The sequence below is a fragment of the Kiloniella sp. genome, assembly GCF_048270245.1.
In the GTDB taxonomy this organism is placed as follows: Bacteria; Pseudomonadota; Alphaproteobacteria; order Kiloniellales; family Kiloniellaceae; genus Kiloniella.
The window spans coordinates 554,382-577,436 of the sequence record NZ_JBLWTH010000001.1 but is presented as its reverse complement, the minus strand read 5'-3'; the positions used below and the strand labels follow the sequence as shown (position 1 = coordinate 577,436).

Annotated in this window: 22 protein-coding genes and 1 other RNA gene; 10 read left to right on the top strand and 13 right to left on the bottom strand. The window is 46.2% G+C overall.

Features of this window, described 5'->3' with window-relative positions:
* The first annotated feature begins 9 nt into the window (after nucleotides 1-9).
* The 4 genes from yidD to argB all read left to right on the top strand — a co-directional run bounded on the left by yidD (nucleotide 10) and on the right by argB (nucleotide 3,942).
* Nucleotides 10-279 (top strand): membrane protein insertion efficiency factor YidD, encoded by a 270-nt coding sequence (yidD, locus tag ACN0W5_RS02685; RefSeq protein ID WP_417452709.1) that lies wholly within the window; start codon nucleotides 10-12, stop codon nucleotides 277-279.
* Nucleotides 276-2,078 carry a membrane protein insertase YidC gene (yidC, locus tag ACN0W5_RS02680; protein ID WP_417452708.1) on the top strand — a complete coding sequence of 601 codons (1,803 nt, stop codon included), beginning with the start codon at nucleotides 276-278 and terminating at the stop codon, nucleotides 2,076-2,078. Before yidD ends, yidC begins: the two co-directional genes overlap by 4 nt.
* Nucleotides 2,079-2,237: 159 nt before the next feature.
* Nucleotides 2,238-2,918, top strand: coding sequence for a ribosome biogenesis GTP-binding protein YihA/YsxC (yihA, locus tag ACN0W5_RS02675; RefSeq protein WP_417452707.1), 681 nt, complete (start codon nucleotides 2,238-2,240; stop codon nucleotides 2,916-2,918).
* Nucleotides 2,919-3,033: 115 nt separating this feature from the next.
* Nucleotides 3,034-3,942, top strand: coding sequence for an acetylglutamate kinase (gene argB / locus ACN0W5_RS02670; protein WP_417452706.1), 909 nt, complete (start codon nucleotides 3,034-3,036; stop codon nucleotides 3,940-3,942).
* 115 nt (nucleotides 3,943-4,057) lie between these two features.
* Here the strand turns inward: argB and ACN0W5_RS02665 are convergent, their stop codons facing one another.
* Together ACN0W5_RS02665 and ACN0W5_RS02660 are read right to left on the bottom strand one after the other, a co-directional pair.
* Complete coding sequence (locus ACN0W5_RS02665; RefSeq protein WP_417452705.1) at nucleotides 4,058-5,338, bottom strand: DUF2336 domain-containing protein; 1,281 nt, start codon at nucleotides 5,336-5,338, stop codon at nucleotides 4,058-4,060.
* Nucleotides 5,338-7,038, bottom strand: coding sequence for a diguanylate cyclase (locus ACN0W5_RS02660; protein WP_417452704.1), 1,701 nt, complete (start codon nucleotides 7,036-7,038; stop codon nucleotides 5,338-5,340). The genes ACN0W5_RS02665 and ACN0W5_RS02660 overlap by 1 nt, the downstream gene beginning before the upstream one ends.
* Nucleotides 7,039-7,241: 203 nt before the next feature.
* Between ACN0W5_RS02660 and ACN0W5_RS02655 the strand changes: the two genes are divergently transcribed.
* The 4 genes from ACN0W5_RS02655 to ACN0W5_RS02640 all read left to right on the top strand — a co-directional run bounded on the left by ACN0W5_RS02655 (nucleotide 7,242) and on the right by ACN0W5_RS02640 (nucleotide 10,677).
* Entirely contained in the window at nucleotides 7,242-7,913 is a 672-nt protein-coding gene (locus tag ACN0W5_RS02655) for a pyrimidine 5'-nucleotidase (RefSeq protein ID WP_417452703.1), read from the top strand.
* Between the two features lie 164 nt (nucleotides 7,914-8,077).
* Nucleotides 8,078-8,920: a 2,3,4,5-tetrahydropyridine-2,6-dicarboxylate N-succinyltransferase gene (dapD, locus tag ACN0W5_RS02650; protein WP_417452702.1), complete on the top strand. Its 843-nt coding sequence runs from the start codon at nucleotides 8,078-8,080 to the stop codon at nucleotides 8,918-8,920.
* 21 nt (nucleotides 8,921-8,941) lie between these two features.
* Nucleotides 8,942-10,105, top strand: coding sequence for a succinyl-diaminopimelate desuccinylase (dapE, locus tag ACN0W5_RS02645; protein WP_417452701.1), 1,164 nt, complete (start codon nucleotides 8,942-8,944; stop codon nucleotides 10,103-10,105).
* An 86-nt stretch (nucleotides 10,106-10,191) separates the two neighbouring features.
* A complete protein-coding gene (locus tag ACN0W5_RS02640) occupies nucleotides 10,192-10,677 on the top strand; it encodes a hypothetical protein (RefSeq protein ID WP_417452700.1) in 486 nt (161 codons plus the stop codon).
* 19 nt (nucleotides 10,678-10,696) lie between these two features.
* Here ACN0W5_RS02640 and truA read toward each other — a convergent pair whose 3' ends face one another.
* The 3 genes from truA to def form a co-directional block, all read right to left on the bottom strand.
* The gene (gene truA, locus ACN0W5_RS02635; protein ID WP_417452699.1) at nucleotides 10,697-11,494 is read right to left on the bottom strand and encodes a tRNA pseudouridine(38-40) synthase TruA; all 798 of its coding nucleotides are present in this window, start codon (nucleotides 11,492-11,494) and stop codon (nucleotides 10,697-10,699) included.
* Nucleotides 11,494-12,447 carry a methionyl-tRNA formyltransferase gene (gene fmt, locus ACN0W5_RS02630; protein WP_417452698.1) on the bottom strand — a complete coding sequence of 318 codons (954 nt, stop codon included), beginning with the start codon at nucleotides 12,445-12,447 and terminating at the stop codon, nucleotides 11,494-11,496. Before fmt ends, truA begins: the two co-directional genes overlap by 1 nt.
* Before the next feature lie 77 nt (nucleotides 12,448-12,524).
* On the bottom strand, nucleotides 12,525-13,043 hold the full coding sequence (def, locus tag ACN0W5_RS02625; protein ID WP_299375886.1) for a peptide deformylase: 519 nt from the start codon (nucleotides 13,041-13,043) through the stop codon (nucleotides 12,525-12,527).
* A gap of 206 nt (nucleotides 13,044-13,249) precedes the next feature.
* Here def and rmuC point away from each other — a divergent pair, with 206 nt between their 5' ends.
* Complete coding sequence (rmuC, locus tag ACN0W5_RS02620) at nucleotides 13,250-14,746, top strand: DNA recombination protein RmuC (protein ID WP_417452697.1); 1,497 nt, start codon at nucleotides 13,250-13,252, stop codon at nucleotides 14,744-14,746.
* A gap of 16 nt (nucleotides 14,747-14,762) precedes the next feature.
* Here rmuC and ACN0W5_RS02615 read toward each other — a convergent pair whose 3' ends face one another.
* From ACN0W5_RS02615 to ffs, 6 genes are all read right to left on the bottom strand, one after another.
* Entirely contained in the window at nucleotides 14,763-16,199 is a 1,437-nt protein-coding gene (locus tag ACN0W5_RS02615) for a DUF4139 domain-containing protein (RefSeq protein WP_417452696.1), read from the bottom strand.
* A gap of 148 nt (nucleotides 16,200-16,347) precedes the next feature.
* Nucleotides 16,348-16,932 carry a hypothetical protein gene (locus ACN0W5_RS02610; RefSeq protein WP_417452695.1) on the bottom strand — a complete coding sequence of 195 codons (585 nt, stop codon included), beginning with the start codon at nucleotides 16,930-16,932 and terminating at the stop codon, nucleotides 16,348-16,350.
* A gap of 114 nt (nucleotides 16,933-17,046) precedes the next feature.
* Nucleotides 17,047-17,643: a recombination mediator RecR gene (recR, locus tag ACN0W5_RS02605; protein WP_417452694.1), complete on the bottom strand. Its 597-nt coding sequence runs from the start codon at nucleotides 17,641-17,643 to the stop codon at nucleotides 17,047-17,049.
* A gap of 10 nt (nucleotides 17,644-17,653) precedes the next feature.
* Nucleotides 17,654-17,977, bottom strand: a complete 324-nt coding sequence (locus tag ACN0W5_RS02600; RefSeq protein ID WP_299378704.1) for a YbaB/EbfC family nucleoid-associated protein — start codon at nucleotides 17,975-17,977, stop codon at nucleotides 17,654-17,656.
* Nucleotides 17,977-19,884, bottom strand: a complete 1,908-nt coding sequence (locus tag ACN0W5_RS02595; protein WP_417452693.1) for a DNA polymerase III subunit gamma/tau — start codon at nucleotides 19,882-19,884, stop codon at nucleotides 17,977-17,979. Before ACN0W5_RS02595 ends, ACN0W5_RS02600 begins: the two co-directional genes overlap by 1 nt.
* Before the next feature lie 151 nt (nucleotides 19,885-20,035).
* Nucleotides 20,036-20,133: signal recognition particle sRNA small type (ffs, locus tag ACN0W5_RS02590), an RNA gene on the bottom strand.
* Between the two features lie 109 nt (nucleotides 20,134-20,242).
* Here ffs and nudC point away from each other — a divergent pair.
* A complete protein-coding gene (gene nudC, locus ACN0W5_RS02585) occupies nucleotides 20,243-21,184 on the top strand; it encodes an NAD(+) diphosphatase (protein WP_417452692.1) in 942 nt (313 codons plus the stop codon).
* Nucleotides 21,185-21,259: 75 nt separating this feature from the next.
* Here the strand turns inward: nudC and ACN0W5_RS02580 are convergent, their stop codons facing one another.
* Nucleotides 21,260-22,108, bottom strand: coding sequence for a prephenate dehydratase (locus tag ACN0W5_RS02580; RefSeq protein ID WP_417452691.1), 849 nt, complete (start codon nucleotides 22,106-22,108; stop codon nucleotides 21,260-21,262).
* Nucleotides 22,109-22,197: 89 nt separating this feature from the next.
* Nucleotides 22,198-22,956 (bottom strand): 3-deoxy-manno-octulosonate cytidylyltransferase, encoded by a 759-nt coding sequence (locus ACN0W5_RS02575; protein WP_417452690.1) that lies wholly within the window; start codon nucleotides 22,954-22,956, stop codon nucleotides 22,198-22,200.
* Nucleotides 22,957-23,055: the final 99 nt, after the last annotated feature.

The window sequence follows — 23,055 nt, the reverse complement described above, 5'->3', positions numbered from 1 at the left end:
GACACAGTATTGAAAATATTACGTGCACTCCTTTTAGGGTTCGTAAAGCTGTACCAATACGGAATCTCTCCCTATACTCCCGCAAGCTGCCGTTACCATCCCACATGCTCTGAATATGCAAGCGAGGCAATTGTCACGCATGGCGCATTACGGGGTGGTTGGTTAGCCCTGAAACGTCTTTCTCGTTGCCATCCCTTGGGTGGTTACGGTTATGATCCTGTACCAGAACCATCTGACAACGATCATTGCGATGATTGTCATGTCACGAACAACCGTTGAGCCGATCACTGATGCAAAACGAAGATCAACGTAATATTCTTCTTGCTGTCGTCTTGTCCGCTGTCATTCTTTTTGGCTGGACTTTTGCACAAGAATACTTCTTCCCGCCAAGCCCTGAGCAAATTGCTGCCAGAGAAGCTGCACAACAGCAGCAACAATCACAAGCAAACATCGCTTCTGATAGCTCGATCCCCGAAGTACCTGGTGGAACAAATAACCTTCTGAAACTCATCGAAGGCCGTCCAAGAGAAGAAGCTTTGGCAGATGCAAAGCGAATCACAATCGACACACCAACTGTTGAGGGCAGTATTTCCCTCACAGGTGGTCGGATTGATGATTTGGTTCTCAAGAATTATCAGACAAGCATTGAAGAAGGCAGCCCGAACGTTGTTCTTCTCTCTCCTGCACAGACAAAGAATCCTTATTACGCGGATTTCGGGTGGATTTCTTCCGACAGAAACCTTGCCGTTCCAGACAATAAGACAATCTGGACTACAGCAAACACAAGCCTGACACCTCAAAGCCCTGTCACCCTGACATGGAATAACGGTTCAGGCCTCAAGTTTGAGCGAGAGCTTTCCATTGACGACGGCTACATGATCAGCATCAAACAACGTGTCGTGAACACATCAAACGGCATTGTTGATTTAGCTCCCTACAGCCTTGTTTCGCGAACAAATACGCCAGAAACTCTGGGATATTATATTCTCCACGAAGGTCCAATCGGTGTTCTAGGTGGTAGCCTGACAGAAGTCGATTATTCGGATTTGAAAGAAGATGGTAACGTTACTTTGCCGAGCACAGGCGGATGGCTTGGTATCACAGATAAATACTGGCTTACAGCCCTGATCCCTGATCAAAGCAAAGAAATAAGCACACGGTTTATTTACAGCGGCAAAAACGGTCCTGATAGGTATCAGGCTGACTATTTTTACAATGTAGAAGCTGTCCCTGCAGGCGGAACGCTTGAATTCAGCAGCAACCTCTTTGCTGGTGCCAAGGAAGTTCCTTTGATTGATCAATACACTGATGACCTCGGCATTCAAGATCTTGATCTTGCTGTGGATTTCGGTTGGTTCTATTACATTACCAAACCTTTCTTCTACGCCCTTCACTGGCTCACGAGCATTGTCGGTAATGTTGGCCTCTCTATTATGGCTCTGACCGTTATTATCAAACTTTTCCTCTTCCCCTTGGCAAACAAGTCTTATGTTTCCATGGCGAAAATGCGTAAGCTACAACCTAAGTTGGTCACCCTACGCGAGAAATTTGGTGACGATCGTCAAAAGCTTAATCAGGAAATGATGACTCTCTACAAGCAAGAGAAAGTCAACCCGATGGCTGGGTGTTTGCCCATCGTTATCCAGATTCCGATTTTCTTCTCTCTCTACAAAGTTCTCTTTGTAACCCTAGAGATGCGTCAAGCTCCATTCTACGGCTGGATTCATGATCTATCTGTTCCTGATCCGACTTCACTGGTGAACGGCTTTGGCCTGTTCCCATGGGGAATTCCAGAAGCAGACACACTGATTGCCTTCCTGAATATCGGCATCTGGCCTGTGCTGATGGGTATCTCCATGTTCTTGCAGCAACAGTTGAACCCACAGCCAACAGATCCTGTACAGGCGAAAGTCTTCCTGTTCATGCCATTGTTCTTCACTTTCCTTCTCGGAACATTCCCGGCCGGGCTCGTGATTTACTGGACATGGAACAACCTACTTTCCATTATTCAGCAAGCTGTGATTATGAAAAAGGCTGGTGTTCCTTTGGGACGCACGCCTGCAGAAACAAAAAGTTAATCCACGTTTTTGCAAAATCGATATTGAAAGGCCCTGACACTAAGTCAGGGCCTTTTGCGTTATTCCTTGCCGAAAGCAAGAACAAAGACTATTCATCACCCCGCTCTCAAATATAATATGATTACCCAGTTTAAGATGTAGGGGGCAGAGGAGAAGATAATGACTGACGATATTCAAAATTCCGGCACTCGCTTTGATAATCCCGAAGACGATCCCGCGATGCTGGAAGCTGGTCGATTACTTTTCGCGAAATCCTGTGATTTTATTCTCGGTGCTACGAAAGATGAACACATCGGTAATTACGGGCTGCCAGAAATAGCGTTTGCAGGGCGTTCTAATGTTGGAAAATCGAGTTTGGTAAACGCATTGACAGGTCAAAAAACACTGGCGCGGACATCGAACACGCCTGGTCGAACCCGTCAATTAAACTTCTTTGACCTTGGACAGAAGCTCATGCTGGTTGATCTTCCGGGGTATGGGTATGCACAGGCCTCTAAATCTGATATCGCCTATTGGACAAACCTGACCCGCAACTACCTTCGTGGACGCGCAGAGCTGAAACGTATTTTACTTTTGATCGATTCACGTCACGGTGCCAAAGACAGTGACCGACAAATAATGGATGAACTCGACACCTGTGCCGTTTCCTATCAGGTCGTCATGACAAAGACAGACAAGATCAAACCGACACCCCTTGCCGAAGTTGAAAAGAAACTTGCAGCCGAACTTGCCAAACGCCCTGCCGCGCACCCCCAAATTATGAAAACATCATCGGCAAAATCTATTGGTATTGCCGAGCTTCGCGCAAGCATTGCCGCACTGACAGAACAAAGTAGATAAACGACTGTGTTTTCACCTGGGTAATATTTCGCTATAACCTTTTACCCGTTAACAACCACATCCCTATCAAGTACCTTATTCCATACTTAACATAACGAATTCAAAGGTCGCCAAGATGACAACCAAACATGCCAAGGACCCCAGAAAGTGGCTTAGAACAGCCCAAACAATTTCAGAGGCCTTGCCATTTATGCGACGTTATTCTGGCAGAAAAGTTGTCGTAAAATACGGCGGCCATGCAATGGGTGACGCAGATCTAGCAGACAAATTTGCCCACGACATCGTTCTGTTAAAGCAAGTTGGTATAAGCCCCATTGTCGTTCATGGTGGGGGACCGCAAATCGGTGAAATGTTGAAAAGACTTGCTGTAAACAGCGAATTTGTTGACGGGTTGCGAGTAACCGATGCCGAGACTGTTGAAATCGTTGAAATGGTTCTCTCTGGCAAGATCAACAAAAGCATCACCGCGGCAATTAACAAAGCTGGAGGAACTGCGGTTGGGGTTTCGGGAAAAGATGGAAGCCTTATCAGAGCAAAAAAACTGCAACGAACAATTAAAGATCAGGATTCAAATATCGAGAAGGTTCTTGATCTCGGATTTGTTGGTGAACCCGAAGAAATTAATCCGAACTTCCTTCTCGAGTTAGATAGATCAGGCATGATTCCTGTGATCGCTCCTATTGGGTACGGACCAAATGGTGAAACCTATAATATCAATGCCGATACCGCAGCTGGGGCCATTGCTGCTGCCGTTGGTGCATCACGCCTGTTACTAATGACTGACGTTGCCGGTGTCTTGGATAAACAAGGAACACTTATTTCTGAGCTCACAATGTCAAAAGCAGCAGAGCTTATGCAAGACGGAACAATCAGTGGCGGCATGATTCCAAAGCTTGAAACCTGCCTGGAAACAGTTCGTGGTGGTGTTGATGCGGCTGTCATCCTTGACGGTCGAATTGCGCATTCCATGCTGTTAGAAATATTCACCGATTGCGGCATAGGCACGATGATCAAAAAGGCCTAGAAATCGGTAAGGTTTCTTATTCAAATACTTTTTTTTTGGGGGGAGATCAGCCCCCTGACAAAAAAATCCACCAAGAGAAATCTCGGACAGAAAGTCAAGATTGGTGAGTTACTGGCTATTCGGCATCATCAAGATATAGGGTAACTTGCCAATCCAACTCTTTATCAGAAATAGGAGCTTCGCCATTCTCATCAGCTTTAATCGACTGTTGTGGTGGAATCCCTGCTAACCGTAATTGAACAATATTTGCCAACTCCATAGAAAATCCAGCTTTCCAAACCAAGGCCACGACTGTTTTTGCAGCCCTCGAAAGAACCATTCTGCGCGCGACCAAAGGCGGTAGATCAGCAACTTTGGCAAGAGCCTGAATAGCAAATTCACGGTCACCACAATGTAACCGCGTCGTTATAAGGTCTTCTGTCAACTTTCCCGATTTATACAGTTTTTCAACTTCACTCTCTATTGCTTTCTCATCTTCAGAATCAATGTTTTCCTGGAGAACATTATCTACCTCCATCCGTTTACGGACTTCCAAGCCAATAGCAGTAGAGACTTCTGGATCCATATCTGGCCTGTCTAATAAGTTCTCCAACAAAGTTTCAGCAACAAAACCAGCCAAGCGTTTCAAAGAAAGAGGTGAAAGTTTAGGACGTTTCACAAGTGGTTCGTGCCAAGCCTGAACCTCAGGGGCTTGTTCAACCAATAGATCCAACGTTTCCTCGCGAATTTGCGCTGATTGGTTATCAAGCATCGTAGCAATCGCGTCGTGATCTTTGGTTTCAACAATAGCATCTGTAATGTTTTCGCCGAGATTAGACCGCCGGGAAATAGCTTTTAACCGTGAGCCTCTCACACCATCCCAGATTATTTTCAACAAGTCTTCGTCGGTTAAAATCGGCGAGGATTGAAGAACCGGAGATGCCACACTATCGACCTCATCACAGGCAAGCCTACGGACGATAGCGACAGGAATTGTGTCTAACTCTTTGACAGCCTCAGAAATAACTTCTCTAACTTTATCTTGCTGATCTTCAACAAGTATTTCGAGGGTTTTTATAACAAAATCATACGCTTTTCTTTGTGTTTTTCGATCCAGTTCAGGTGCCAGCTTACCAATTTTCTCGGCAAGTTCCATACGAACCTGACTGTCATTATCCTTTGCAAGCAACAGATCAGCTTGTTTCGGCGTTAAAGCGTTAGAGGCAATTGCCTGACGTACATTGGCATTATCATCATCAGCTAAATAATAAAGAATTTCCGGTTGAATATCCTTGCGATTGGCCAATGACAACCTGACGTCACTATCTTTGCTTTCAGCCATTTCTTTTGCGTCTTCATACGCCAACGCTGCTTGCATTCTTTTACCACCCTTTGAAGAATCAGCTGACTTACTCATTAATCAACCTCATCATTATTTTCTTTCACGACATAAACGCCATTTTTGCCAGATCGTTTCACTCGGTACATGGCCTCATCTGCATGTAATAACAAATCGGATAGATTCGTATCCTTCTGTGCCGAAAAAAGATATCCACCAACAGAAGCACTCAAAGACCACTTGGGGTCATCTTTTCTGGAAAACGCAGGAATAAGCGCGTCCAAAAGATCTTGCGCTTTGACTTGCGCCTCGCCCTCGGAAACAGCCGGTAAGAACAATACGAATTCATCCCCCCCCAAACGCGAGATCCAATCATTCCGCCTTGTTTTACTTTTTAAGATTTCCGCAAAATCCTTGAGAACCTTGTCTCCTTCTTGATGCCCATAAGCATCGTTTACATACTTGAAATTATCCAGATCGAGATAGAGTAATAAATGTGTTTTTTCATCACCAAGATTATCTTCGATAAAACCATCTAGCAGGTGTTCAAAGTGTCGCCGGTTCAAAAGCCCTGTTAACGGGTCTGTACTGGATAGAGCTTGAAGCTCTTTATGATGGCCGTATTGTTGCAGCGAAATACCAATTTGAACTTGTACACGCTCAAGAAGTTCACCTTCCCCAGGGGACCAAGAAGCCCGATTCCCCTTACGCCACAGACAAGTAAATCCATTTAACTGACCCCGAAATTTAGTACAAACAGCAACAAGAATACCATCAGAACTGGTTTCCTGATAAACGGTTTCGCCCATTTCCATTGCAGCTTGGACCCGCGCAATCGCATCCAGTTGTAGTGCTTCACCTTCCTCTGCAACAGCCTGCCATATATCGCCGTCAAAATGGCTAATCATCACAGCATCCACGGGTAACGCGGGGATCAGACAATTTGCGACAGATACCAACATTCGCATCGGCACCATTTCACTACGCGCAATTTCCAGGATTCTATTATAGACACGTTCACGATGAATCTCGTTAGCCCGCAATAATTCATCGTGACGTAATTCTGTGATATCACGACAAAACCCTCGATTCCCGTGCCATATTCTACGATCGCCCCAAAGAGGCATCGACGTTACTAACAAGCACCGCTCGTCACCAAAGTTGTCTTTGACCCAAATTTCTTCCTCCTCGCAAGGAATCTTACAGGAAAAGGGGTTAGTAACAACTGACGATGGATCAGCAAACAGGGTTTCTGCATCTGAACCTGACAACTCAGTAGAAGAAAATCCCAAACCTCCTTCCGGGGTAATAAAACTGATTTTTCCTTTTTTATCAGTCTCCCACGCGAAATCGCACGCGGCTTCAAGAAGATCACGATAACGTTGCCTGGATTCAATCAGCGCAGCGCGCAAGTTACGTTCAAGAGAAATATTACGTCCAAGCAAAAGCGCGGATGCCCCGTCAGACCAAGGTAACAAGGCAAGATCAAAAGCGCCAAGGACACGGCTATTCTCATCCTTCCCTTCTCGCACGAGCAAAGGGTTCACCTGTGCAGCTCGCCCACTCAATGCCGATTGCAGCGCATCCCGGTACTCTTCTGATCCCCCGCGTTTAATAAAGGTACACAGTAAATCAGCCTGTTCATTTGCACTGGAAACACGACCGTTTCTTTCAACGAAAAGAACTGCCCCAGGAAAATCAGCAAAGGGGCCGCCTGGTATGGTAACATCCCATAGTTCCTTGTCGGTTTTATTTGGCAAATCAACACTCTTATTCATTTTTATCTTTCCTGGCGGAGCCTTCTCGGCACCTCACAGATACTGTTCAGGGCCAAGTTTAAATCACCACAGTTAACACCAACTTAAACTTGTGATTTTGCATATTTAAATAGTGCAAAAGCGATTCTTGCTTGGCTAATCATAAAAATCTGACTAGGGATTCTTATTACGCAGGTGAATGTTCGACGATTGGAAAGTGAAAAATGGCGAGCTTAGACGACAGAGATGTCTGGTTATTTGATCTGGATAATACACTCTACCCAGCTTCGTCCAATTTGTTCGGGCAGATTGAACAGCGGATGGGAAGTTTTATACAAGAATTTCTTGATCTCGACCCAATTGAAGCCAAAAAAGTTCAAAAGGATTATTTCCATCAGTATGGCACGACGCTGAAAGGTCTCATGGTCAATCATGATTTGGCACCAGATCGCTATCTCAATTATGTCCACGATATCGATTTTGGTGTGATTTCACAGAACGAGGCACTCAATAAAGCGCTTACAAATCTGCCTGGTCGGAAGCTGATCTTTACCAATGCATCCAACATTCACGCATCAAATGTAATGGATCGCTTAGGGGTTAGTCATCATTTCGAAGAAATTTACGACATTGCAGATGCAGATTACATACCCAAACCATCACAATTCCCTTATGACGACATCATCAAAAAACATGGCATCGACCCCACCCGATCTGTATTTTTCGAAGATTCTGCCAAAAATTTAAAACCTGCGGCTGAAATGGGAATGACAACGGTGTGGGTCAAAACAGATATAGATTGGGCATCCGTGGGGGCAACCGATGATAAAGGGCAGATTGCTGATTTTATTCATCACCACACAGACGATCTCGTGAGTTGGCTGAATAATCTATGAAATCAGTTTCAAATTAGGGATAAACCCGCCCCAAAAGCCATAAATCGTATAACATCGGCTTCAGAGCCTGTAAGCGTTTGACAAGAGAATAACCTCTACCGCATTGTCCCCTCCAAAGCCGCGAGGGCTCAATCAGATAACAGTCGACGATGGGACATATCATTATGAATACTGATATCCAGAATAGCATTGAAAGTGCCTGGGAAAACAGAGACCAGGTAAGCGCAGCAACAACAGGCGAAGTTCGCGAAGCCGTAGACGAAGCTCTTATGCTTATGGATTCAGGTCAGCGTCGCGTTGCCGAGAAAGGTCCAGACGGTTGGATCGTCAATCAATGGCTAAAAAAAGCTGTCCTCTTGTCATTCCGCCTCAACGATATGTCTCTCATCGCTGGTGGTCCCGGCGAAGCCACAAACTGGTGGGATAAAGTTCCCTCCAAATTTGAAGGTTGGTCCGGCGATCAATTTGCATCCGCAGGTTTCCGTGCTGTTCCCGGCAGCATCGTGCGCCGTTCAGCTTATATTGCTCCCGGTGCTGTCCTGATGCCAAGCTTTGTTAATCTAGGCGCTTATGTTGATAGCGGTACCATGGTTGATACTTGGGCAACTGTTGGCTCTTGCGCGCAGATCGGCAAGAACGTTCACCTATCCGGCGGCACTGGTATCGGTGGCGTTTTGGAACCGCTACAGGCTGGTCCAGTTATTATTGAAGACAATTGCTTCATTGGTGCCCGAGCCGAAGTTGCCGAAGGCGTTATTATTGAAGAAGGTTCCGTTCTTTCCATGGGCGTTTATATCGGCGCATCCACCAAAATTATTGACCGTGAAACCGGTGAAATTTTCATGGGTCGGGTTCCAGCCTATTCCGTGGTTGTTTCTGGTACACTTCCAGGCAAGCCACTTGCCGATGGAACACCGGGGCCGAACCTATATTGTGCCGTTATTGTGAAACGTGTTGACGAGCGCACGCGTTCAAAAACATCAATCAATGATCTTTTACGTGACTAACGAAGACCGGAGCGAAAATAAATGACCGTCGAGAACCCCGCCTCTGCCTTAGAAGTCAGTCAGGCACTTATCAGATGCCCCTCTGTCACGCCTACAGAAGGAGGGGCTCTCGACCTCATGGAATCGCTTTTAAAGCCCTTGGGTTTTGAATGTCAACGTTTGCCATTTAGTTGCGCAGAAACCTATGACGTTGATAACCTCTATGCCCGATTAGGCAATAACGGCCCCGTGTTTGGATACGGGGGACACACCGATGTCGTTCCCGTTGGTGATGCTAACGCCTGGAGCGTTGATCCCTTTGGCGGCACTGTTGTTGATGACAAACTAATTGGACGCGGCACCGTCGACATGAAAGGCTCTATCGGGGCTTACGTCGCTGCATTGACCCGTTTCTTGAAATCACCTCAAGGTCAAAACCTAAATGGTTCACTAAACCTGATTATTACAGGGGACGAGGAAGGCGTTGGCCTAAACGGAACACGCAAAGTTCTCGACTGGATGACTGATAAAGGCGAGAAGATGGACGTCTGTCTTGTCGGGGAACCAACAAGCAATACTGTGCTTGGCGATATGGTCAAAATTGGTCGTCGTGGATCTATGAACTTCGCCCTAACCGTCCGTGGTGTGCAGGGACATACGGCCTATCCCCAGCTGGCTAGCAACCCGCTACATCCCGCCATCAACATGCTGCACAATCTGTTGCAGGAACCATTGGATAGCGGAACAGAACACTTCCCGCCTTCAAGCCTTCAATTAACAACCGTTGATGTTGGTAATCCGGCAACAAACGTGATCCCTGCTGATATCACGGCGAATTTCAATGTTCGTTTTAATGATCTCTATACCTCAGACCACATTGAAGCCTGGGTACGCGAACGCCTACACCGGGCTGATTTTGACTATGATCTAAAAATTCGCGTCTCTGGGGAATCGTTTTTGTGCCCCCCAGGTCCTTTCAGCGACCTGATCGGCACGTCTATTCAAGATGTAACAGGTGTTAAAACGGAGCTGGGCACATCCGGCGGAACGTCGGATGCGCGTTTTATCAAAGATTACGCGACAGTTGCTGAATTTGGCCTATTAAATGATACTGCTCATAAAGTCGATGAACACTGTACAGTCCAAGAACTCGAAAGTTTATCCAAGACCTATGAAACAATGCTAAGGGGATATTTCAAAGCGTGATCCCAACTCTCGCAGAAATAAAAACCAACCTAGGCGACGCTTTGCAATATATGCGGTTTAACGGCGCACAGATAACGCAAACAACTGTGAATACAGAGGCCTTTTGGAAATCATTTTTTGCAGCGGTTCTTTGTATCCCCGGCACAATCTATTTAACGATTGCCCAACCGCTGGAACCAGAGCCAACTGTCGATCTTTTTGCTCTATTCCTTATTGATTCGCTCTTTTATATCATAAGCTGGATTGCCTATCCAATAATGATGCATCTGCTGTTAGTTCTGCATAAAAAAGAAAACTTGTTTGGCCAATTTATAATCCATTTCAATTGGCTACAAGTGTGGCAATTACTCGCTTTCACGTTATTGTTCTTTGTTTTACAAACAAATTACCTACCAGATTCTTTAGGGGCCTTTTTATACCTGATCATCCTATTGTACGTGCTTATAGCACAAGCTTATATGACAAAAACAACACTAGAAACTGGTTGGTTTTCAGCTACTGCCTTCGTCCTTTTTTATATCATCCTAGGGCAAGCAATACTCACTCTTAATCAGGACATGATGTATTTGTAACGAACTTAATCTATGATTATTACGCCGTTGGTTCTTTGCCAACAGTCGGATCATGAGCAACATCATCCTCTGATAACGGATCAAAGCCAACAGAGACAAAATAAAGCCCCCAAGCTGGTGCCATCTCACCAGCCTGACTACGGTCTTTTGCGTCCAAAACCCGTTTCAAATCTTCTTTTGTCCATTTGCCCATGCCGACCTTTTTTAAAGATCCTGTGATATTACGCACCTGATGATAGAGGAATGAGCGGGCAGATAATTCAATGCGAATTTCGTCCGCCTGTTGGGTGACTGAAATCTGGTTAATGGATTTAACCGGAGATTTCGCCTGACAATCCTTGGCACGAAAAGAAGTAAAATCATGAACACCAACCAGAACCTGTGCCGCTTCATGCATCGCGTGTACGTCCAGTTTCTGCGGAACAAACCACGCTTTGTTATGATCAAGAACAAGATGCGCCCGGCGGTTAATGATACGATAGAGGTAACTGCGTTCTGTCGCAGAAAACCGGGCATGAAAATCACCATCGACAATTTCCGCGTCCAATACGGCAACCTTCGCCGGTCGGATATGAAAATTAATCGCTTCCCTTACTTTGTGCGCAGGAAAATCCTTTTCCAGATCGACAGATGCAACCTGCCCTAGGGCATGCACGCCACTATCTGTCCGTCCCGAGGCAAAAACATTTACCCGCTCGCCACAGAACTTGAAAATCGCTTCTTCCAATACTTCCTGAACAGAAATTTGCTCCTTTTGGCGTTGCCAACCAAAAAAATCTGTCCCGTCATATTCAATGGTGAGTTTATAACGAGGCATTATACGCCTTTAGTTTCGTGAGCCTGCATCAAATTTGTCCCTTTTTTCAGTGGGAATCCATTCAAGAATGCTTTGCGGTCCATAACGCCTTTTCCCGGACGCTGTAGTTTCTCAATCCGCAGCGCATCCTCGCCACAGGCGACCAACAGCTCATCATCAAGTAAAGTTCCCGGTACAGCATTGTGAAGATTTTCAACAAAAGAAACTGCCTGAACTTTAAAACGATCCCCTTGGTAAGTGAAATGTACACCCGGCCATGGGGTCAAGGCCCGCACTTTCCGTTCAAGGTTTTGGGCTGGTTGCGTCCAGTCTAATTCACTTTCATCCCGGGATAATTTTTTAGCGTAAGTCACACCTTCTTCGGGTTGGGGTGTCGGAACCAAGTCGCGGTTTTCAAGCCCGACAAGAGCTTCAACGATCAATTTACCACCAAGTGCCGAAAGCGCATCATGCAACTTAGACGCCGTTGTTGTTGATGTAATATCGATCCTGCCTTCGAGAATGACATCGCCCGCATCAAGTTCTTCAACCATCTGCATAATGCAAACACCGCTTTCAGCATCACCCGCTTCGATCGCACGCTGAATAGGGGCAGCTCCGCGCCAACGAGGCAGCAGAGAAGCATGCACATTCACACATCCCATTTTCGGTGCATAAAGAGCTTCTGTCGGCAAGATAAGCCCATAGGCAACCACCACTGCCACATCAGCGTTATGCTTTCTGAAAGTGTCCTGAACATCAGAGTTTCTAAATGTCTTCGGTGTAAAGACAGGCCAGCCCTGATCGGCAGCATAGGCGTGAACAGGCGACAGCTTTTCTTTCTGTCCTCGCCCAGCCGGACGCGGCGGCTGGCTATAGACAGCGACAATCTCGTGCCCGTTTTTCGCCAGGGACTGCAAACAAGGAACGGAAAAATCCGGGGTTCCCATAAAAACGATACGTAACGGTTTCATCCCATGTTCCTTGTTTCGTTCTTTATCATGTTGTTTGCTTAATTTCGCGTTCTCAGAGCCGCAGGCAAACCAAGCGATTATCCCGCTTCCTTTGCCGCGACGACTTTCTTCAGCTTCTTCATAATCATTCCGCGCTTTAGCTTTGAGATATGATCAACAAAAAGCACACCATCAAGATGATCAATTTCATGTTGGATACAGGTTGCCAAAAGACCATCAGCCTCAAGCTCAATCTTCTTCCCTGTCTCATCAAGATAAGTCATTTTGATCGCAGCCGGGCGTTCGACATCAGCGTACTGTTCTGGCAAAGAAAGACAGCCTTCCTGATAAACCGAATACTCGTCTGATTCCCAAGTAATTTCCGGGTTTACCATACAATAGGGCTGATTTTCTTCTTTATCATCACTAACATCGACAACAATAACCCGCTTGGTCACACCAACCTGACAAGCAGCAAGGCCAATCCCAGGCGCTTTATACATCGTTTCAAGCATACTGGTCAGCAGCTCACGAATTTCATCGTTCACTTCTTTAACGGGTTCACAAACGACTTTGAGGACCGGGTCCGGGGCGATGACGATATCAAGAATAGCCATGATTACTCGCTATTTTTACATATTAAATTTGATACACTGACGTCTTAAAATTGATAAGATTCAGCTCTTTTCTCTTAGGTATTGCCTCATAGCCGTCAGGTCAAGCAAAGCCTGATACAAAAGCCTCTACTGACGAAGCCATCTAGCCCATGCTAGACTTAGTTTCGAATCGCAAAATGTTCCTTTTACACCCAATTGGATAACCTATGGATCTCACTGTTCTCCTGACTGGCGCCACCGCTGGTTTCGGTATCGCACTTATCATTGGCCTGCTTATCAACCTTAAAACAAGAGGACAAAACTCTGAATTAAATGCGTTAAACCAAAGCCTTGCAGATAGGAAACAAGAACTCTCTCTAGAGTTGGAAAAGCAACAGGCAGAATACATAAAGTTACGCACAGAACGCGAAGAGCTGCATGAAGCCTATACTGACGCCATCACCCGTGCCGCCACAGAAGAACAAAAAGCGTCTCGCATTCCAGAGCTAATTGATCAAACAAAAACTCTTGAAAAGGACAATCTTAATTTGCGGAACCTCATGGCACGTTTGGATAGCGAAAAGGCAGAAATGCGAACAACGCTCAATAAGGAACGTGAAGCGCAAACAGAGAAGTTACAAATTCTAGATGAGGCCCGGATAAAGCTTACAGAGCAGTTTGAAAACCTTGCCAATCGCATTTTGGATGAAAAATCGCAAAAGTTCACCGAGCAGAACAAAAAAGGCCTGGAAATGCTTTTAAATCCCTTGAAAGAAAACATTCAGGGATTTCAAAAGCGCGTTGAAGAAACCTATGACAAGGAATCAAAGGAACGTTTTTCTCTGCATAAGGAAGTACAAAGACTGGCCGACCTTAACAAACAAGTCAGCGAAGATACCAATAACCTAACCAAAGCCCTCAAAGGACAAAGCCAAACACAGGGTGCCTGGGGTGAAATGATTCTGGAAATGGTTCTGGAAAAATCAGGCTTGAGCAAAGGGCGTGAATATGACGTCCAGCAGTCAATGAATACCGAAGAAGGCAAGCGCTATCGCCCGGATGTCATTGTTCACCTACCCAATGGCAAAGACATCGTAATTGATTCAAAGGTGTCCCTGACGGCCTACGAACGCTTTCATTCTTCTGAAGAGGACGATCAAAAAGATATCGCCCTTGCCGAACATGTCACATCGATCCAAAATCACGTAAAAGACCTCTCGCAGAAATCCTACCAAGATCTAGAAACTATTCGGTCATTGGATTATGTCCTGTTGTTTATGCCCATCGAAGGGGCCTTCAGCACGGCAGTCCAACACCAACCGGACCTTGTTGGGCAAGCCTTGGAAAAGAATGTTGTTATAGTGACACCCTCTACCTTATTACTCGCCCTAAGAACGGTCGAAAACATCTGGCGTTATGAAGACCAAAATCAAAATGCCCAGAAAATTGCCGAAAGAGCTGGAAAACTATACGACAAGTTTGTTGGCTTTGCAGAAGATTTGAACAAGGTTGGGGATTTTCTGACCAAAGCACAGCTCAGCCACGATGAGGCTTTCAAAAAGCTCTCAAGTGGCCGAGGCAACATCGTCAAGCAAGTCGACCAACTACAGAAAATGGGGGCAAAAGCCAGTAAAACTCTGCCAGGAAACCTGACAGAGTTTTTGGATAATGACGAATCAGATGAACCTCAGAATAAAGAATCGCCTCTTCTATCTAATACATAAATGAATCCGTTATCGCTTATTCGTTGGAAACCCTGAGTTTGTAATCAAAAGAGACTTTACCTTCAGCAGGGATATCAAGAGTCCAGATAACCTTGTTCGCCGACTTTTTCTCGTGCTTGACGCTTTCGTTCAGAATTTTCCAATTTCGTGGCATATTTCCGACAACGTCAACAGACACAGCTTTGTCGCCACTATTTCGCAAGGTAATTTCTTGGGTCAGTTGATAGCTGTTTCGCGAGAGGTTTTCATAGGAAAGCTGTTTACCGTTCCCTGTGACTTGGTTCGCAGAACCGATCACCAATTCAAACTCTTCTCCTTTCGGAACAGCCCGCATGTGCTCTTCACCCATAAAAATAGATGAATTAGCATCTTTAACTTGCTGATAAACACGGATAGTGCCCCCGGGAAGCGGTTGACCAAGACCTTTGTCTTCGGTGTTTTCAGCCTTTAAAACAATGTCAGCTTGTTGGCGACCCGTTTCATCAGCACCGGGATAGGGCTGGATCAACTGTTGAAAACGATAGCGTTTTTCAATGTCAACAGCATCATTTTCAAGCAAGGTCACCTGTTTCGTTTCGACACCACCGATATCAATCTTGCCCGGCAGGCGATAGACATCCCGATCAGCCACAGATTGGCGTTGCGGCATTGATGATTCTGCCTTAGAAAACATCACATCGCTTTCAGCACCCATCATCGCCATTCGTGGAGCCGGGGCAGGCTGAACACGCTTTACATTACCCGCCACCAATCGAACATCTGCATCAACAAACTCAACACCTGTTTGGTTGGTCAAAGTTGCCATTGCTTTCAATGATAACTTTTCACCACTGGGATCTAGATCCGCGACATAAGTCACGCGCCAGTCCAAACCACCTGTGAGGTAGGTCAGCTTAAGGTCCTTGTCGCCGGCTTTTGCGCTTTCCACAACAGCAAGTAGTGTTGGACCCGCTCTTAATCCTTCAGGTATCGAATCATAAACAAGACGACCCGAAATTCCGGTCTCAATTTTATCTTCAACCCTTAGAACCACCCCCTCACGAACAGCCAAAACATCTGCTTTTAGCGCGCGTTCTTCACCAGTTTCGGGATTAGTCCGAATCAAGGTTACGGTTTTACCTAAGGACGCTTCTAACAATCGCTGCGGAGAGAGAACTTGCTGATCAAGACGTTGCTCTCGTACACGAAGCCCTTCTCCCGCAATGAAAAGACTATCAAGCAAAAGATGAGGACTGACATCCTCCAGCGCCAAAGTACTTCCGCCTGTTGACAGTTTACTACGACGTGTCTGGCTAACCTGCCCCAAATTATTACTGTAGAACACCAGCGCAGTAGATTGATTGGCATTTGCTCCAATGGGGATCTCTTGAGCACTTGCGAAGGTACTCAAAGAGAATGCACCCAACAAAGCAACCGCTAAGTAATTAGCAGAAAATAATCTTGAGGCGGTCATTATGTCAGCTCCTCAGCTTTGACGTTATTACGATTGATTGCCAAGATGCTATTGCATTACGACAAAAGCATGACAGCAATAAGACATAAACCTTGCCTTAGCATGCAAGAAACAACTCTGGTCACGAGCGATTTATCATAAACAAGATCTAGTTTACGGTCTTTACATGACCTTTTTTGTAATTAAGAGTATTGGCAAAATCAACGATATCAGAAACGGTAAAACGTTCATCACCACAGTCGTACCCCATAAAAAATCCTGTCGGATGAGGAGTGTGATTATAGCCGGCAGGTGTCGCCGATCTTACGGCCTGCATAAAAGTGATACACTCTGCGCTTTTATCATTTTCAAGTTCAGCATAGTAAAACTTACCATACTGATTAGTCAGGATATTAACGTCAGCAGGATTGAGCTTTGGGGCACTTTTCTCAAAGTCATTCCAGTCAGACATTAACTTGCCAAATTCTTTTTGATCTATCTTAATTCTGTAATGGCGAGCATGCCCAGCCTTGGTGATTAACATACTACCACCATCCCACACCCATTCTTCCTGATAGGTACCACTATGGGTTACTTTTCGTGCATAAAGAGATGTATTTTTAGTTTGCTTCCAGTTAAGAACAGCCTCATTTTTGGGAATTCCCTCCCAGTCAGTCCATCCACTATTCGTTGTTTGACAAGCACTTAAAATAAGCAATGAAGCCGTTGAAAACAAAACCGTAAATTTAGACATATTTCCCCACAAATAGAATAGATACATTTCGGCATCTATTTCGTAATGAGAACAACAGCCTCTTGCAATCATAAATTGAAGAATAATTTAATTATATCAATTGCAGACAATAACTTAGCCCGTTGATCGACGTGCTTTCAAAGCTGCGGTAAGCGTTCCATCATCCAGATAGTCCAAACTTCCCCCGACGGGAACACCATGGGCCAGTTTGGAAACATCGACCTCATATCCTGCCAGACATTCAGTGAGATAATGCCCTGTTGTCTGGCCATCTACAGTCGCACTCAGAGCAAGAATAATTTCCTGCACATGTGTTTCACCTGCGCGATCCAACAACTGATTAACATTCAACTGAGCTGGCCCTCGTCCATCAAGCGCAGACAACGTGCCGCCCAAAACGTGGTACAGGCCTTTAAATGCGCCACTTCGCTCCAACGCCCAAAGATCACCAACCTCTTCAACAACACAGATTTTACTATGATCTCTTTTAGGACTCTGACAAATAGTACAGGGGTTTTCTGTATCAAGATTACCACATGTCCGACAATTTGTAATGCTCGCAGCTGCGTCAGTCATTGCTTTCGCAAGCGGCAGCATCAGACTTTCGCGCTTTTTCATTAAAAAAAGCACAGCCCTTCGCGCCGACCTTGGCCCGAGCCCTGGTAAGCGCGAAAGAAGTTGTGTCAGACGGTCAATCTCGGTTTTAGCCATGCATGCCGGCCTAGAACGGTAACTTCATGCCAGCTGGAAGATTGAGGCCACCAGTTACATCTTGCATTTTTTCCTGTGTGGTCACTTCGACTTTTGAGCTTGCGTCGTTCACAGCGGCAAGGATCAAGTCTTCAAGAACTTCAACATCATCAGCATTAATCAGTGACGGGTCAATTTTGATAGACCGCAGATTATACTTACCACTCATAACCACTTTGACCATGCCTGCGCCCGCAGCGCCTTCGATTTCCAAGTCAGCCAAAGCTTCTTGCATTTCCGCCATTTTGCTCTGCATCTGCTGAGCTTGCTTCATTAAGCCGGCCAGATTTTTCATCAGATTTCATCTCCGTTATTAAGGCGTTGTAGCAGCTCCGCATCATCAAGATCCGGGTCTTCCATATCTGGGTCCATGATTTGATCAATCAAGGACTTTTCATCCACGCTTTCTACTACATAGTTATCAGGCATCAAGCCTTTTCGGCTGATTAATTTTGCACCCGGGAATAATTTAAGGACAGATAAAACAAGTGGATCCTGCATTGCTTTATCATCAAGTGCCTTATTAATCTGCTTTTCCTGCGCCCGGATGGTATCAACACCGTCTTTTGCTCTCTCGATGACTTTCCACTTCGCTCCTGTCCACTCGCTCAGATGGCGTTGGATTTTTGCAGACAAATCACGAGGCGCATTCTCGGCAGGCTTATACTCTATTTCGCCCGGACTAAAGCGAATCAGATGGACATCGTTTCCAAGATAAGCGGACAGAATTCTCTCCCCCCTATCCCGTGCAAGATTAATCACATCCCGAAAGGTTTTCGGGGTTGCATACACCTCTTCTTCAAACTCGATATCAGGAGAAGTGTTATCCACCACCAATTCTGGTTTTGTTGCTGCTCCAGATAAAGCAACAACACTCGGGTCCATGGCCACGGCTTGCCCGCCATTTGCCATTCCACGAGCGGATGTCTGTAAATTCGATGTTATTCTATTGCCTTCGCCGCCAGCTCTATTTTGGACGCCGCCAGCAGGGGCGTTACCCGCTGGAGCGTCCTGGAGCTTTTTTATGAGATCCCCCGGCGTAGGAAGATTACTCGCATAGGCCAGACGAATAATGACCATTTCAGTTGCTTGCAAAGGATGAGGCGCAATTTGAATTTCCCCCAATCCTTTCAGCAGCATTTGCCAGGTTCGCGCAAGTAGAGGCATTGAGAGCTTTGTGCACATCTCGCCACCACGAACGCGTTCGGCTTCGGGTATACCCGGCATTTCCAACGTTTGAGGAACCAGTTTAGCTCGCGTCAAAAGATGGCTCAGCTCCAGAAGATCCTTCATCACAACAAGAGGTTCAGCCCCTCCGTTGTAGAGATCGGACAAAATATTCAGCGATTCAGGGCAATCCCCTTGCATCAGCGCGTCATAAAGATCGAAAATCCGAGTTCGGTCCGCCATCCCAAGCATATGACGGATAGGTTCGCTCTCTATCTTTTCACCACCGCCTAAAGCAATGGCTTGATCAAGCAACGATAATCCGTCACGCGCAGACCCATCGGCCGCACGCGCGAGAAGTCCGATTGCTTCGTCCTCAAACCCAATTTTCTCTTTGCCAAGGATCATGGTGAAAAGTTTGATGAGCTCTTCGTGCTCCAAACGTCTGAGATCAAAACGTTGACAACGGGACAGAACGGTTACCGGTACTTTGCGAATTTCTGTCGTCGCAAAGATAAAGACAACGTGCTCAGGCGGTTCTTCCAGTGTTTTCAACAGCGCATTAAAGGCACTGTTAGAAAGCATGTGAACCTCATCGATGATGTATACTTTCTTGCGGGCAGAGACCGGGCGATAGCGCACAGATTCGATCAACTCACGGATATCGCCAACACCCGTTCGGCTTGCCGCATCCATTTCCATCACATCAACATGTCGATCTTGAGCAATAGATGTACAGCTTTCGCAGACACCACAAGGATCAGCGGTGGGACCACCTTGCCCATCAGCACCAACACAGTTCAGCGCTTTGGCAATAATACGGGCTGATGTTGTCTTACCCACACCACGAACACCGGTTAAAATAAACGCATGGGCCAGACGATCAGTATCAATCGCATTTGTGATCGTTTGGACAAGGGCGTTCTGCCCATAGAGATCACTGAAAGAGGCAGGGCGATACTTTCGCGCCAAGACCTGATAAGCCGCGTTGGATTCGTTATCCGGTTCAGCGGGTTCTGTAGAAATATCGCTCATACTACTGCTTGATTTGTGTCGAATAACCCCACTTTACCCCATTGAAGCATCAAGGCAATCATCCTCGGCAAAGTTATTGAAAAAGAGAAGATCGGACACAAAAAAACGAGCTAAAAGCTCGTTAATACAGGTAGTTATCACAAAAATAGAAGGTGAGAGGCTGAACCACGACCCGCGGCTAACTCGTTACGGCTGCTTCCTTCCGGATCTGACCGGGTTGGCGAGCGCTACGCCCATAGCCAACCTCTCGCCCCCTATATCGGACTTCTCTGCCGCGAACGCAAGCCTTTTTGCAGGAAATTAATTTTCGAACGTTCTAAATGTTTACAGATCGACATCTCTGGTACACCCTCTGACCATGACCACAAAATTACATATATATACCTCGTCAGAGCTTGAACGTGCTGCTCACCTGCGCGTCCATCCTGACACCCTTCAAAGCTATCGCAACTCACCCGATAGTCTCGTCACAATCGTCTGGCGCCACATGGGGCTCTTTACGTCTAATGCAGGCACCAGTACTCGCGATGACATCGAACCCTATTTCATTCCCGCCAGTCATGCCGGAGAAATTCTTGATCTGGCAGAAGAGGTAATTTTTCTTGGCCTTCGGCACAACAGACCCATCTTAGCCGCAATGCTCCCTCACACTGAAACAGCCCCAGAGCTTTCGCCCCCGGAATTTTCGCAGGGCACCTTTCTTGACTTGCGGGACCATTGGTCACTTTTAAATAAAGAAGACGCCGCAATCATGGCATATGCGCGTGGTCTTAATCACTGGCATAAACACCATCGTTTTTGTGGATATTGCGGCAATCCAACCCGGTCTACAGAAGGCGGTCACGTTCTGGAATGCACGGGGAGTAACTGCGGTAAACTACACTATCCGCGTACCGATCCTGCTGTGATCATGCGTGTCACCGATGGCGACTGGTGCCTGCTTGCCCGCAATGCAGGATGGCGCCCGGGCGGGCACTCTGTTTTGGCTGGCTTCCTTGAGATAGGAGAAAGCCTTGAACAGACTGTTATCCGGGAAGTAAAAGAGGAAGTTGGGATCTCGGTCAAAAATGTCCGTTATCATTCTTCCCAACCTTGGCCTTTTCCAGCATCTTTAATGGTTGGTTTTACCGCCGAAGGGTCTCGTCATGATCCCCTAGTTCTGGATTCAAATGAAATTGAATCTGCCAAGTGGTTCCATCGTGACGAACTCTTGACTTCTCCCGAAGACGAAACCTTCAATCTTCCGCGTAAAGACTCAATTTCGCGCGTTCTAGTCGATGACTGGCTAAAAGAAAAATAATCTCTATTTAAACAAGAAAAGCTGGGCAGCAGACCCAGCTTTTCTTTTATCATCAATAGTCCTGTGACTTTCTAATCAGGATGGCGTCCTGAAAGAATTGGCGGGATAAACCCCCAGAATTTTAACTTCTTTCGAGAAGAAACTCAGTTCTTCAAGTGCGAGACGAACCAGACGTTCCGAAGGATGTCCTTCCACATCTGCATAGAACTGCGCTACAGAAAAACTACCGTCCGTGATATAACTTTCCAGCTTTGTAATGTTCACACCATTGGTCGCAAAGCCACCCAACGCTTTGTAAAGGGCCGCCGGAACGGACCGCACTTTAAAAACGAATGTCGTCACAACCATACCGTCTTTGGGATCGGGATCAATCGGATCCCGCGCCATAATCAAAAAACGGGTCGTATTATCTGCGTTATCATTTACATCCGTCCCCAACGTCTCAAGGCCGTAAATTTTACCCGCCATAGAGGTCGCGATCGCACCGACATCCTTATTATTCCACAAGGATACCTGTTCGGCGGCCCCTGCTGTATCAGCCGCAACAATCGGCTCTATATCATGTTCACGCAAGAACTCACGGCACTGAGCCAAAGCCTGAACATGGGAATGAACCTGACGCAAACCTTTCAGAGTCGCACCTTTGGGGGCAAGCAATTGATGTTCAATTTTTTGATAATGCTCACCAATAATATGTAACCCCGATTCTGGCATCAGGTGATGATTATCGGCCACGCGTCCCGCACTGGAATTTTCAATAGGAATCATCGCAAGGCGGGCTTTACCATTCCGAACTGCTGCAAAGGTATCCTCAAACGAATAGCAGGGCAGCGTTTCCATGTCAGGAAATACCGCTCGACAAGCTATGTCAGAGTTTGCACCCTTGACGCCCTGAAAGGCGATCAAATTATCAGCATCGGTCATTGGTTTAGGCCTTAGTTATAGAGTTAATCAATTTTGGCTTCTCGTATCAATTCGGCCATTTGGCTTTGACCATATCAATATAGAAGACTTCAGGATCCAGCGAGAATCTGCCGCGCCTTTTCAAGATCCGCAGGAGTATCAACCCCAAGCGGAACAGTGTCAACGAGAGCAACATCAATGCGCATCCCGGATTCCAAAGCCCGAAGCTGCTCTAATCGTTCGCGTTTTTCCAAAGGCGATGCAGGTAAAGAGACAAATTTCTCCAAAGCTTCGCGTCGATAGGCATACATACCAATGTGGTGATAGAGCGGTTGATCATTATTACCCTCGTCCCAAGGCGCCTTGCTTCTTGTAAAATAGAGGGCACGGGAAACCGTTTGTCCTGCGTCAAAACCAGCAACGACTTTTACAACATTTGGGTTATCACGTTCAGCCAATTCGGAAATCTCAACAGCCAAAGTACCAATATCAACCCCTTCCGTTGCCAAAAGCTCAAAAGTTTGCTTGATCAATCTCGGTTCAACTGTCGGCAAATCCCCTTGTACATTGATGATTGCATCGTGTTTGTTTTCCGGATCAAACTTTTGCAGCGCTTCGTAAATCCGATCAGAGCCAGAGGGGTGATCAGGGTCTGTTAAAACGGCATGCCCACCAATCTTTTTAATTGCATCCGCGATTTCCTGTTCAGCACAGGCAACCACAACAGGCCCCAACTTGGCTTCGACAGCCCGATTGTAACACTGGGCAATCATTGGCAAACCTGCGATATCCGCCAAGGGTTTATTTGGCAAACGCGAAGAGGCCATTCGCGCAGGAATCAACACAACAGGATTTTGAGGACAAGACATGAAAGGCCTTTAACAAATGAATTTAGCTAATAGATTCACCTAAGCATTAATTACCGAGAGAATCCTTTTCTTCGCGCTAACATAGTTAAGAAAACGCTT

Coding starts and splice junctions, on each gene's coding strand:
- truA (WP_417452699.1), bottom strand. CDS start 11,494: ATGCCTCGTTATAAACTCACCATTGAATATGACGGGACAGATTTTTTT.
- fmt (WP_417452698.1), bottom strand. CDS start 12,447: ATGAAACCGTTACGTATCGTTTTTATGGGAACCCCGGATTTTTCCGTT.
- recR (WP_417452694.1), bottom strand. CDS start 17,643: ATGGCTAAAACCGAGATTGACCGTCTGACACAACTTCTTTCGCGCTTA.
- argB (WP_417452706.1), top strand. CDS start 3,034: ATGACAACCAAACATGCCAAGGACCCCAGAAAGTGGCTTAGAACAGCC.
- ACN0W5_RS02600 (WP_299378704.1), bottom strand. CDS start 17,977: ATGAAAAATCTGGCCGGCTTAATGAAGCAAGCTCAGCAGATGCAGAGC.
- ACN0W5_RS02665 (WP_417452705.1), bottom strand. CDS start 5,338: ATGAGTAAGTCAGCTGATTCTTCAAAGGGTGGTAAAAGAATGCAAGCA.
- dapE (WP_417452701.1), top strand. CDS start 8,942: ATGACCGTCGAGAACCCCGCCTCTGCCTTAGAAGTCAGTCAGGCACTT.
- ACN0W5_RS02660 (WP_417452704.1), bottom strand. CDS start 7,038: ATGAATAAGAGTGTTGATTTGCCAAATAAAACCGACAAGGAACTATGG.
- ACN0W5_RS02615 (WP_417452696.1), bottom strand. CDS start 16,199: ATGACCGCCTCAAGATTATTTTCTGCTAATTACTTAGCGGTTGCTTTG.
- ACN0W5_RS02575 (WP_417452690.1), bottom strand. CDS start 22,956: ATGTCTTGTCCTCAAAATCCTGTTGTGTTGATTCCTGCGCGAATGGCC.
- dapD (WP_417452702.1), top strand. CDS start 8,078: ATGAATACTGATATCCAGAATAGCATTGAAAGTGCCTGGGAAAACAGA.
- ACN0W5_RS02595 (WP_417452693.1), bottom strand. CDS start 19,884: ATGAGCGATATTTCTACAGAACCCGCTGAACCGGATAACGAATCCAAC.
- yihA (WP_417452707.1), top strand. CDS start 2,238: ATGACTGACGATATTCAAAATTCCGGCACTCGCTTTGATAATCCCGAA.
- def (WP_299375886.1), bottom strand. CDS start 13,043: ATGGCTATTCTTGATATCGTCATCGCCCCGGACCCGGTCCTCAAAGTC.
- ACN0W5_RS02610 (WP_417452695.1), bottom strand. CDS start 16,932: ATGTCTAAATTTACGGTTTTGTTTTCAACGGCTTCATTGCTTATTTTA.
- nudC (WP_417452692.1), top strand. CDS start 20,243: ATGACCACAAAATTACATATATATACCTCGTCAGAGCTTGAACGTGCT.
- ACN0W5_RS02655 (WP_417452703.1), top strand. CDS start 7,242: ATGGCGAGCTTAGACGACAGAGATGTCTGGTTATTTGATCTGGATAAT.
- ACN0W5_RS02580 (WP_417452691.1), bottom strand. CDS start 22,108: ATGACCGATGCTGATAATTTGATCGCCTTTCAGGGCGTCAAGGGTGCA.
- rmuC (WP_417452697.1), top strand. CDS start 13,250: ATGGATCTCACTGTTCTCCTGACTGGCGCCACCGCTGGTTTCGGTATC.